11 protein-coding genes and 1 riboswitch are annotated in these 9,486 nt (G+C 46.3%); of the genes, 4 read left to right on the forward strand and 7 right to left on the reverse strand.

What is annotated here, in order from left to right:
* Positions 1-110: 110 nt before the first annotated feature.
* From HP456_RS15630 to HP456_RS15645, 4 genes are all read right to left on the reverse strand, one after another.
* Positions 111-767 carry a YczE/YyaS/YitT family protein gene (locus HP456_RS15630; RefSeq protein WP_172252746.1) on the reverse strand — a complete coding sequence of 219 codons (657 nt, stop codon included), beginning with the start codon at positions 765-767 and terminating at the stop codon, positions 111-113.
* Positions 768-968: 201 nt separating this feature from the next.
* The gene (locus HP456_RS15635; protein WP_172252748.1) at positions 969-1,325 is read right to left on the reverse strand and encodes a VOC family protein; all 357 of its coding nucleotides are present in this window, start codon (positions 1,323-1,325) and stop codon (positions 969-971) included.
* Positions 1,326-1,361: 36 nt separating this feature from the next.
* Positions 1,362-2,378, reverse strand: a complete 1,017-nt coding sequence (locus HP456_RS15640; RefSeq protein WP_172252750.1) for an S-adenosylmethionine:tRNA ribosyltransferase-isomerase — start codon at positions 2,376-2,378, stop codon at positions 1,362-1,364.
* Positions 2,371-3,105, reverse strand: a complete 735-nt coding sequence (locus HP456_RS15645) for an SDR family NAD(P)-dependent oxidoreductase (RefSeq protein WP_172252752.1) — start codon at positions 3,103-3,105, stop codon at positions 2,371-2,373. Before HP456_RS15645 ends, HP456_RS15640 begins: the two co-directional genes overlap by 8 nt.
* Before the next feature lie 194 nt (positions 3,106-3,299).
* Positions 3,300-3,398, forward strand: a riboswitch (ZMP/ZTP riboswitch).
* Between the two features lie 40 nt (positions 3,399-3,438).
* Here HP456_RS15645 and HP456_RS15650 point away from each other — a divergent pair.
* The 4 genes from HP456_RS15650 to HP456_RS15660 all read left to right on the forward strand — a co-directional run bounded on the left by HP456_RS15650 (position 3,439) and on the right by HP456_RS15660 (position 7,055).
* Entirely contained in the window at positions 3,439-4,302 is an 864-nt protein-coding gene (locus tag HP456_RS15650; protein WP_312857775.1) for a bifunctional 5,10-methylenetetrahydrofolate dehydrogenase/5,10-methenyltetrahydrofolate cyclohydrolase, read from the forward strand.
* Between the two features lie 284 nt (positions 4,303-4,586).
* Positions 4,587-6,131 carry an FAD-dependent oxidoreductase gene (locus tag HP456_RS15655; protein ID WP_172252756.1) on the forward strand — a complete coding sequence of 515 codons (1,545 nt, stop codon included), beginning with the start codon at positions 4,587-4,589 and terminating at the stop codon, positions 6,129-6,131.
* A 142-nt stretch (positions 6,132-6,273) separates the two neighbouring features.
* Positions 6,274-6,408, forward strand: coding sequence for a protein YpzF (gene ypzF, locus HP456_RS25385; protein ID WP_281358059.1), 135 nt, complete (start codon positions 6,274-6,276; stop codon positions 6,406-6,408).
* Between the two features lie 125 nt (positions 6,409-6,533).
* Positions 6,534-7,055: a DinB family protein gene (locus tag HP456_RS15660; RefSeq protein WP_172252758.1), complete on the forward strand. Its 522-nt coding sequence runs from the start codon at positions 6,534-6,536 to the stop codon at positions 7,053-7,055.
* Between the two features lie 39 nt (positions 7,056-7,094).
* Here the strand turns inward: HP456_RS15660 and msrA are convergent, their stop codons facing one another.
* The 3 genes from msrA to HP456_RS15675 form a co-directional block, all read right to left on the reverse strand.
* Positions 7,095-8,048 (reverse strand): peptide-methionine (S)-S-oxide reductase MsrA, encoded by a 954-nt coding sequence (gene msrA / locus HP456_RS15665; protein ID WP_376766225.1) that lies wholly within the window; start codon positions 8,046-8,048, stop codon positions 7,095-7,097.
* Positions 8,049-8,179: 131 nt separating this feature from the next.
* Entirely contained in the window at positions 8,180-8,509 is a 330-nt protein-coding gene (locus tag HP456_RS15670) for a CHY zinc finger protein (RefSeq protein WP_172252762.1), read from the reverse strand.
* A gap of 108 nt (positions 8,510-8,617) precedes the next feature.
* Positions 8,618-9,486, reverse strand: an 869-nt coding sequence (locus HP456_RS15675) for a haloacid dehalogenase type II (RefSeq protein ID WP_312857774.1), incomplete at its 5' end; no start/stop codon positions are given.

Raw genomic sequence — 9,486 nt, forward strand, 5'->3', positions numbered from 1 at the left:
TTCTCTGTGAATGTTTTTTTACTCATGATGTTTCCCCGATTTCTACTAGTTGTCTATTTGTCATTATACAAAAAAATACCCTATAGGTAGACTTTTTTTAAGTGTCTACTCTATAGGGTACATTTTACAGCAAGGGGATTGTCTCGTTTTGTCCATTGTTTTGCCATAACATGTTCGAGCAGCTTTCTACTTTGCGGCAGTGAGATGCCGACGATTGAACCTAACCCAAGGGCGATGATGACCGTCCCGATGCCGACTGGGCCCCCCAGCAGCCAACCGAAGAAGAAAACTACAATCTCCATTCCATTCCTGACCCACTGCACCTTCCAGCCTGTTTTTTCAACCACCAGCAGCATTAAACTGTCTCGCGGGCCCGCTCCTAAATCAGCGGAAACATATAGTCCGATTCCGTATCCAATTACGATAATGCCTACTGCAAACACAATTGATTGTGACACAAGCGACTCCGGACCCGGGATCAGAAGATTAAATATATCTATGAAAATACCAATTAAAATCATATTTAAAAACGCACCAATTTTCGGAAATGATTTTGTACCGATGCCAGTGATCAACAGGATAAAAAATCCGGCGATGATCGACCATGTCCCAATCGTCAGCCCGAGCTGTTTGAATAAGCCGTAATGAAACACGTCCCACGGTCCTATTCCAAGATCTTTTCCTTTAATCGTGAGCGCAATCCCCAAGGCCAGGACAAGTAAGCCCGTGAAGAAGAACGCCCAGCGAATGACGAATTCCCTTTTCATGAAATCCCTTCCTAATCTGTATAGATTCCTTAATACCCGGATAACTTTAACACAGATGGGAAAACAAAAAAATTTCATAAAACCTATCGGGTTGGTGAGGTATGCATCACGATCTACTTCATGCACCCTTCAATATAATCTGACAAACTTCACCTGCAATCTCTGTTTTGAAAAAGGAATTTTTTCAGACTCATCAGGTCCTTATTCAATCGATATCAATTCGATCAATTCACCATCTGGCCCTTTATAAAAGGCTGCTTTCCATCCATTTGAAAGAAGGATCGGCCCTTCAAAGGTTTTCAGTCCTTGATGGGATAGCTGCTTTATCTTCCCTTCTAAATCTCTCACTTCCCATGCAAAGTGGATATTCGACAAAGGAGGAGGATCTGTTTCAGGATCATGAATCAATTCCAGCCGATCCTCTCCGCGTGACAAAAAGAGAATATGCTCACTACCCAGTGCAGTCGAGTACTCTTCTTTAAAACCAAAATTCAATTGATAAAAACTCTTTGAATATTCCAGGCTTCTGACGTTGATTCCGATGTGATGCAGCTTCATGATTCCCCCCCTTTCCCCGGCAACAAACTTCAGTCCTTACAAAATCAAATTCATATCCCCGAACTCATGCCACATATATCCTTTCGCTAAAGCGTTTCGGTATGCCCCAAACAAATCCTCATCTGAAACGAACGCTCTTAACAGGTCCAGGTGGCTCGCCTGCGGTTCATGCAGCCCGGTTATCAGACCATCGACTACCCTCAGGGAACTTTCTTTTGTTATATATAGATTTGTCACGCCTTTTGCTGCTGCCAGCTCACCGGCATGTTCAGCCGCAACCGTTTCAAGTGCACGGACAACAGTCGTCCCTACTGCGATCACGCGATTTCCTGACGTTTTCGCCTTCCTGATGGCTTCAGCCGTTTCGAGTGGAAGAAGATATTCCTCCGGGTGATGCTTCGGAGACGGCCAGCGGTCATCACCGTAATAACTCAGTCCCGCATGGAGTTGAAGGGGAACGACCTCTATTCCGGCACCGCGGAGCTTTGAAATCAGTTTCCATGTAAACGCCCTGCCTGCAGACGCCATTTCCACTGATCCCGGTGCGGATCCGTATACAGTCTGGTATTGATCGAGCTGCCACGGAGCATCGATGTATTCATAGCGGATCGGCTCTCCTTTCCGATATATGAAATCGAAAAACGCTGCCCCTTCTATATTGAACCTCAAGCGGACCAGGGGCTGCTCACTTCCTTTGCCCACCATGGCGGCGCTGACCCCGTCACCGAAGGAAATCGGCAGCCGTGTGTCATAGATGGAGCCTGGTATCAATGCATCCCACTCATTGCTGCTCACTTTTCGGGAAAGCCTGACTTCAAACACCCGATTTCCCTGCTTGCCTTGAAGAGATGCCGGTATCGTCCTGCTGTTGTTGATTACCAGGAGGTCCCCTTTCTTCAAATAGGCAGGCAGTTGTTGAAAGCGGGTGTGCAGGCATGCACCCGTTTTTCTGTTTATCACCATCATTTTCACTTCATCCCTGCTTTTCCCCGTAAATTCGATCGGAGCCGCGGCATTCAGGTGGGAAGGAATATTGAATATGGCTTCATTCATCGCCTTCACCCCGTTTCCATTTGAATTCCTGCGCTTCGAAGCGTTTTCCGGAAACATTTTGTGCAGCATCTGAAGCGAGGTAAAGGAATACGTCCATATGTTCGTGCGGTTTGGCTAATGGGTAGTCACATTCAGGTACAGCCTCTTCATGCATGCCGGTGTCCATTTCACCTGGATCGACCATGTTTATACGTACCCCGGTGCCATTGAGTTCGTCACCCCACGTCTGTGTCAAACCTTCAACTGCGAATTTCGAAATGCCGTAGGCACCCCATTCGGCAAAACCTGTTTTCCCCGCTTCGGATGTGAGATTGATGATAGACCCCGCGTTTCTGGTCATCATCCCCGGAAGAACCCGCTTCGTGACGATGAATGGGTTAAATGTATTTACATTCAATACCTTAAGGAAATCGTCATCCGGGTAATCGGCCAACAGCCTTGGACCCGGTCCAAAGATGGACGCATTATTGATCAGGACATCAATTCTGCCGAACGCTGCTTCCGACACCGAGACGAAACGGTCGACATCACCCGGGACTGACATATCGGCGGCTGTTGACACAACCTCAGCACCTATCGCGCGAATCTCTTTTTCAACTGCGTTTAAAGGACCTTGATTTCTTGCCGTTATCGCAAGCTTTGCACCTTCCCTCGCAAATTGTAAGGCCAGCTCCTTCCCGAGTCCCTTCGATGCTCCTGTTATCATGATCACGCTATTATCAAACATATGATCTCCTCCCAAATTGTTTGTTGCTTTTATTTTATGATTTCGGTTTACCTTGCAAATCGGCTGTAAGGGAGGCTTCTCTATAGAAAATTGGACCGGTAACCTTTTCAGACCATTGATGGAGGTTCTTTAAAAACACGAACATTTTTACTGGTAATTATATTTATATTCGTGTTATAATATAATTGAATTTAAATATTAGCAGTGACTGGCGAAGATGTGGAAATAACCACGAGGGAGCTGCGACTTTACTATTAACATAAGCCATTTAGCCGATCGCCTGGGCAAAAGGCAAGGGTACGCCCTTGTCTTTTTTTACTATTAACAGGAGGGATTGCAGTGGAACCATTGATTTTAGACGGGAAACGAGTAGCAACGGAAGTGAAGGAAAGCCTGCGATTAAGAGTCTCAGCTTTGAAGGAAAGCGGCATAACGCCTTGTTTGGCCACCGTCCTGGTCGGCGATGATTCTTCTTCGGAAACGTATGTGAAGATGAAAGGGAATGCATGCAAAAAGATTGGCATGGAGTCCCGCCGCATACACTTGCCGAAAGAAACGACAACAACTGAATTGCTTAGTGTCCTGAATGAACTGAACGACGATGAGGATGTACATGGCATTCTTCTTCAGCACCCTGTCCCGAAGCACATCGATGAACGTGCCGCATTTGAAGCGATTTCCATCGATAAGGACGTGGATGGTGTGACAAGTCTCGGATTCGGTCAAACATCCTTTGGTTTCGGGGACTATCCATCGTGTACACCTGCTGCGATCATGAATATCATCGATTTCTATGATGTTTCTATCGAAGGAAAGCATGCGGTTGTCATCGGCAGAAGCCCAATACTCGGCAAACCGGTGTCGATGATGCTGCTGAACCGCAACGCAACCGTCACGACCTGTCATTCATATACCGAAAACCTGCCGGAAATCATTTCACAGGCTGACATTGTCGTAGCCGCTGTAGGAAAGCCTCGCTTCATTCAGGGAGACTGGGTAAAGGAAGGCGCAATCATCCTTGATGCCGGATACAACAAAGGAAACGTTGGAGACATCGACTACGACTCCTGCTACGAAAAAGCAGGTGCGATCACCCCGGTCCCTGGCGGAGTAGGTCCTGTAACCATCTCCATGCTCCTGAAACAAACTGTCGACTCTGCTGAAAAATCAGCAAATCGCCTTAAAAAGTCTTCATAATCCTATTTAGTTAAGAGATTGACTCCCCGGAGTTGATCTCTTTTTTGTTTAGCTGTTTGGTAAATCGGGATTGCGTTCCGTTCATTGCCAGCAGTCAGACGGAGCAAGAATACGTTCTCTTTTCGAAATCCAGCTTACTCCAGGTCAGAGAATTGAACATACTTAAAGTTTTTTCTTCTAACCGGGCGTGAAAAGCCTCTTTTTGTTTTTCTTTTCCAAATGTGCGCTTATTCTTCAGACAATGGGGAAAAATTGTAGAGATAGTAAAAGAAAGGAGCAGATCCATGGATATTCATAACAACAAATCTTTCAACCAGGAGCCGGAACCATTTTGGCGTGAATCGGTTCAATTGCCTGAATTTCCTAAGCTCGCACAAAACATCAGTCCAGATGTAACCGTCGTCGGAGGAGGGATCGCCGGGCTAACCACCGCTTATTTGCTGGCGCAAGAAGGAAAAAAGGTCGTCCTGATCGATGCAGGACGCCTCGTAAATGGGACCACCGGACATACCACAGCTAAAATCACCGCACAGCACGGATTGATTTATGATGAGCTGATCAATCACTTCGGGGAAGAATTTACTAAGAAATACTATGAGGGGAACATGAAGGCTCTGGCATTCATGGAACAGACACTTCAAACGGAAAATGTGGAGTGCAATTACACAAAACAAGACGCCTATATTTACTCAACAACCGACCAGTACAATAACAAGATAGAAAAAGAATACAAAGCGTATCAGAAGCTGGGGATAAGCAGTGATTTGGTTGAGCAGCTGCCGATCGATCTTCCGGTACAAAACGCAGTCGTCATGAAGAATCAGGCACAGTTCCATCCGTTAAAGTATTTCAAAGCCCTTGTTGACAGTATCGTCACTAACGGCGGACAAATCTTTGAACAAACGATGGCCAAGACCATCAACGAAGGTGAAAGCACGCAAGTCGTGACAGAAGACGGCTATCATTTGGACAGCGAATATGTGGTGATTGCGACTCACTTCCCTTTCTACGACGGAATGGGGGGGTATTTTGCAAGGCTCAAGCCCGACCGTTCATATGTACTGGGAGTGAAAACGAATAAAGAGTATCCCGGAGGCATGTACCTCAGCGCTGAGGAACCGACACGTTCGCTCCGCTTTACCGAAGACTCTGACGGGGATAAACTTGTGCTCATCGGCGGAGATAACCATAAGACAGGACAAGGGAAAGACACATTGGAGCATTACCAGGCGCTTGAGACATTCGGGAATGAGGTATTTGGCATACGCGAAGTGAAGTACCGATGGTCAGCGCAGGACTTGATTACATTGGACAAGGTTCCCTACATAGGGCCATTAACCAAGAAGCACCCGGCCATCCTCGTCGCAACCGGGTTTCGTAAATGGGGGATGACGCTGGGGACACTGGCCGGTCAGATCCTTTCCGACCATGTGCTGGGGAATCACAATCTCTATAGCGACCTCTTTACTCCGTCCCGTTTCAAGGCCGATCCAAGCATCAGGAAATTTGCCAAAGAAAATGCCAATGTTGCGGCACAGCTGATGAAAGGAAAGCTCGATATCCCGACCAAGAAGGCAGATGACATCCAAATAGGGGAAGGAGCCATCATCCTCGTGAATGGCAGAAGATGCGGGGGTTATCGAAACGATGAAGGAGAGCTTTACGTAGTGGATACCACCTGCACGCATATGGGCTGTGAATGTTCGTGGAACCACGGAGATCATACCTGGGATTGCCCATGCCACGGGTCGAGGTTTGCCGTGGATGGCACAGTTGTTGAAGGTCCGGCCAAACAACCCCTGAGCCGAATGGAGGATCAACTCAAATAAAGTCGAATATAGCCCGGGAAATATAATGGATGAAAACGAAATATGTCAGTTTTTGACGATAGCTGGCAATGATATGAAAGAATATTTCCTTGAGAAGATTCCCACACTATAAAAGCAAGAGTACTTTTTAGGAGGGATCCGTATGGGCCGCACAAAGCAGGGAAACCGCAATGCACAGGCAAATACTAATGCTAAAAGAGGAAATCGCACAAGCTCTGAATTAGTGGAGTTCACAACAGGACGTGCCAAGCCGCAGAAGAACCGTCCTCAAGACTGAGCACTGACGTTCATAAGTGTCCTTGAATCTTATTCAGGGCACTTTTATTCTTGTCCAGGAAAAGGATTCTCCGCCCTTCTTCCCGAATAGTAGACTGTGAAACGAACTTCGGGGAGGAAATGACGATGAATGAAAACGTGTTATTTCAACAAATGGAATTTATCCGTTTGCGAACGCTGGCTTTTTTGGATGCAACGACAGAGGAGCAGGCAGATGAAATGCCGGACGGTTTCCGGAATTCGATCCGGTGGAATCTGGGCCACATCCTGTTGACACATGAAAATCTGCTTTACTCTTTTCTAGGGGAACAAGAAAAGAAAAAGATTCCGGAAGACTTCGGCAATTTATTCGGTTTTCATACAAGTCCTCTTACATGGAAGGAAAACAATCTGACACCACCTTCGCTATTGGTGCTCCGCAATCTGCTTGAAGACCAGCCTGAGAGGTTTAAAGCGGTGTTCAGCGGCCGCCTCGACGAGCAAGGTGAAAAGCCGTTCAATCTCGGTTCCGTTACCTTGACTTCACTGGCGGATGTATTTGCCTTCGCGAATTGGCATGAGGGCCTTCACCAAGGGAATATCACGACCATCAAACGGGTCCAGGGAATCGAAAATCTGTTTGAAAAAGCAGAAGAAAAAATAAACTGAACAAAAACGTGCCCGCAGTTTTTCTTCCTGCGGACACGTTTATTTTTTTCCTTTAAACAAGATCATGAAGTCGCCGTACCCCTCCGCTTCCAATCTTTCCTTGGGGATGAATCTGAGTGCTGCAGAGTTAATGCAGTAACGGAGTCCTTTTGGACCCGGACCGTCGGTGAACACATGACCGAGATGGGAATCGCCTTCCCTGCTTCTCACTTCCATCCGGGTCGATTTATGGGAAAGATCATAACGCTCCTTTACGCTTGCGTCCATCACCGGTTTTGTGAAACTCGGCCACCCGCAGCCGCTGTCATATTGATCGTGCGACGTGAATAATGGTTCTCCACTTACTATATCAACATATAAACCCGCTTCAGTATTATCCCAATACTCATTCTCAAAAGGAGGCTCTGTGCCGTTCTCCTGAGTGACATAGTATTGAATATCGGTGAGTGTTCCTTTCAAGTGCGTCCGATCCTGCGGCCAATGGGTACGCTTGAACTCTTCCCTTCCCGAACCTCTCTTGTATAACGCATATCGGAAGGCATTTTTTTTATAAAAATCCTGATGGTACTCTTCCGCATCAAAAAAGGCCCGGGCAGGAAGAATATTTGTTGCAATCGGCTTACTGAACTTGCCGCTCTCCGATAGCTCCTTCTTCGATTTCAATGCCAGTTGTTTCTGTCTTTCATTGTGATAGAAAATCGCCGTTCTATAGGATTCTCCCCGGTCCTTAAATTGACCTTGTGCATCTGTTGGGTCAATCTGCTGCCAAAACAATTCCAGCAGTTTTTCATACGGAAACAACCCGGGGTCGAATAGAATCTGAACAGCTTCGACATGACCTGTATTGCCCGTTGTCACTTCTTTATAAACAGGATGCTCCGTCACCCCTCCGGTATAGCCTGAACGGATCCGAATGATGCCCTCACGTTCGTCAAAAGGCTCGACCATACACCAGAAACAGCCGCCTGCAAACGTCGCTTTCTCCTGTGCCAATTTCATCACTCCTTCGTTTCACGTGAAACATTTCTGTTACAAGCTAATGTCTACTGTTTATGAGTCGTCTCATTAGTTCAGCTACAGGGCTTAAAGTTACACGTCGGAACCAAGTCCCTTCGGCTTTTCCTTCACCCTTCAAAATAAAGATGATAATGAGTCTGGCAACCCGGGTTAAATGAGGACTGGCAATAAGGACATACCGATTGGCAATTCATGTACTGCAGGATCGTCAGTTCATTCCTGCATTCTCCGCACATCACGGCTTTAGAGTTCCATTCATCCTCCGGCCAGAGCAGGGGTTCATGGCCAGCCGTTTCCTCGTGGCAAAAATGACATGGATAATAGACAGCGCAGCACTTGAACTTGATTGCGATGATATCCTTTTCACTATGATAATGACGACATCTCGTTTTCGAATCCACTTCTACTCCCTTGACCACCACATGTTCAGGCACCATTCTCTCACATCTCCTTTTAAACGTATTTTCTACTTTTTTCGTCATTAAAGACACGATTACCTGTCGAATTAAAAAGCGGAAACCGACCGAATCGACTGAACCACTCAACTATTTTACGTGTTCCAGTATCCCGCGCAGATCCTCGTATTCATAGTGAGGCTTGATACCAAGTTGGTCCATTTCTCTTCCCTGGCGATTGATCCATGCGGTATGGAATCCGAAGCTTGCAGCACCTGCGATATCCCACGTATTCGAGGACATAAACAAGACTTCCTCTCTTCTGACCTCCATCTTTTCCAGGACCAGCTGGTACGACATCGGCGTTGGTTTGAACTGCTTCACTTCGTCCACAGAAAGAACATCGTCCAGTAACGGTGCAAATGGTGATTGATTGATTAAAGGAGTCAGCATATTAAGTGAACCGTTGGAGAAAATCGCCGTTCGATACGGCTGCAGTTTCCTTAACACTTCTTCTGTTTCTTCATAATGCTTTAGCTTCAGATATGAATCAATCAATTCTTTCTCTGTGTTTTGCGAAAGCTCGGCACGCGCATCTTTGCATGCATAACGAAGGGCATCCCCGGTGATCTCAAGGAATGTCGTATATCTTCCCATCAACTGCCGCAAAAAACTGTATTCCAGCTGCTTTTGCCTCCATACTCTGCTGATTGTTTCCCCTTTACCCGGAAACAATTCGTTGCATTTCTCAATGACAGAATGAACATCGAACAGTGTACCATAGGCATCGAATACAAATGCTTTGAACTTAGAATCAGGCATAGCCGCTTCCTCCTTACAAAGATTTCTTACTCTTATCATAAAGGAGAATGCCATTTTTACAAATCGATCCCCCTCTTTTTCTTGAACAAGATCTTCAGTACCCCCTTCAAACAGGATTCTTTTTCCACTGCAAAGGGTATAGTAATTAAAAAATGGAAGAACAGGGGAATTCAATTGAAACAGAAGCACAAGTGGCA

The organism is Bacillus haikouensis (assembly GCF_013179555.1).
Classification (GTDB): domain Bacteria; phylum Bacillota; class Bacilli; order Bacillales; family Bacillaceae_B; genus Rossellomorea; species Rossellomorea haikouensis_A.

Coding starts and splice junctions, on each gene's coding strand:
- HP456_RS15630 (WP_172252746.1), bottom strand. CDS start 767: ATGAAAAGGGAATTCGTCATTCGCTGGGCGTTCTTCTTCACGGGCTTA.
- HP456_RS15635 (WP_172252748.1), bottom strand. CDS start 1,325: ATGAAGCTGCATCACATCGGAATCAACGTCAGAAGCCTGGAATATTCA.
- HP456_RS15640 (WP_172252750.1), bottom strand. CDS start 2,378: ATGAATGAAGCCATATTCAATATTCCTTCCCACCTGAATGCCGCGGCT.
- HP456_RS15645 (WP_172252752.1), bottom strand. CDS start 3,105: ATGTTTGATAATAGCGTGATCATGATAACAGGAGCATCGAAGGGACTC.
- HP456_RS15655 (WP_172252756.1), top strand. CDS start 4,587: ATGGATATTCATAACAACAAATCTTTCAACCAGGAGCCGGAACCATTT.
- ypzF (WP_281358059.1), top strand. CDS start 6,274: ATGGGCCGCACAAAGCAGGGAAACCGCAATGCACAGGCAAATACTAAT.
- HP456_RS15660 (WP_172252758.1), top strand. CDS start 6,534: ATGAATGAAAACGTGTTATTTCAACAAATGGAATTTATCCGTTTGCGA.
- HP456_RS15670 (WP_172252762.1), bottom strand. CDS start 8,509: ATGGTGCCTGAACATGTGGTGGTCAAGGGAGTAGAAGTGGATTCGAAA.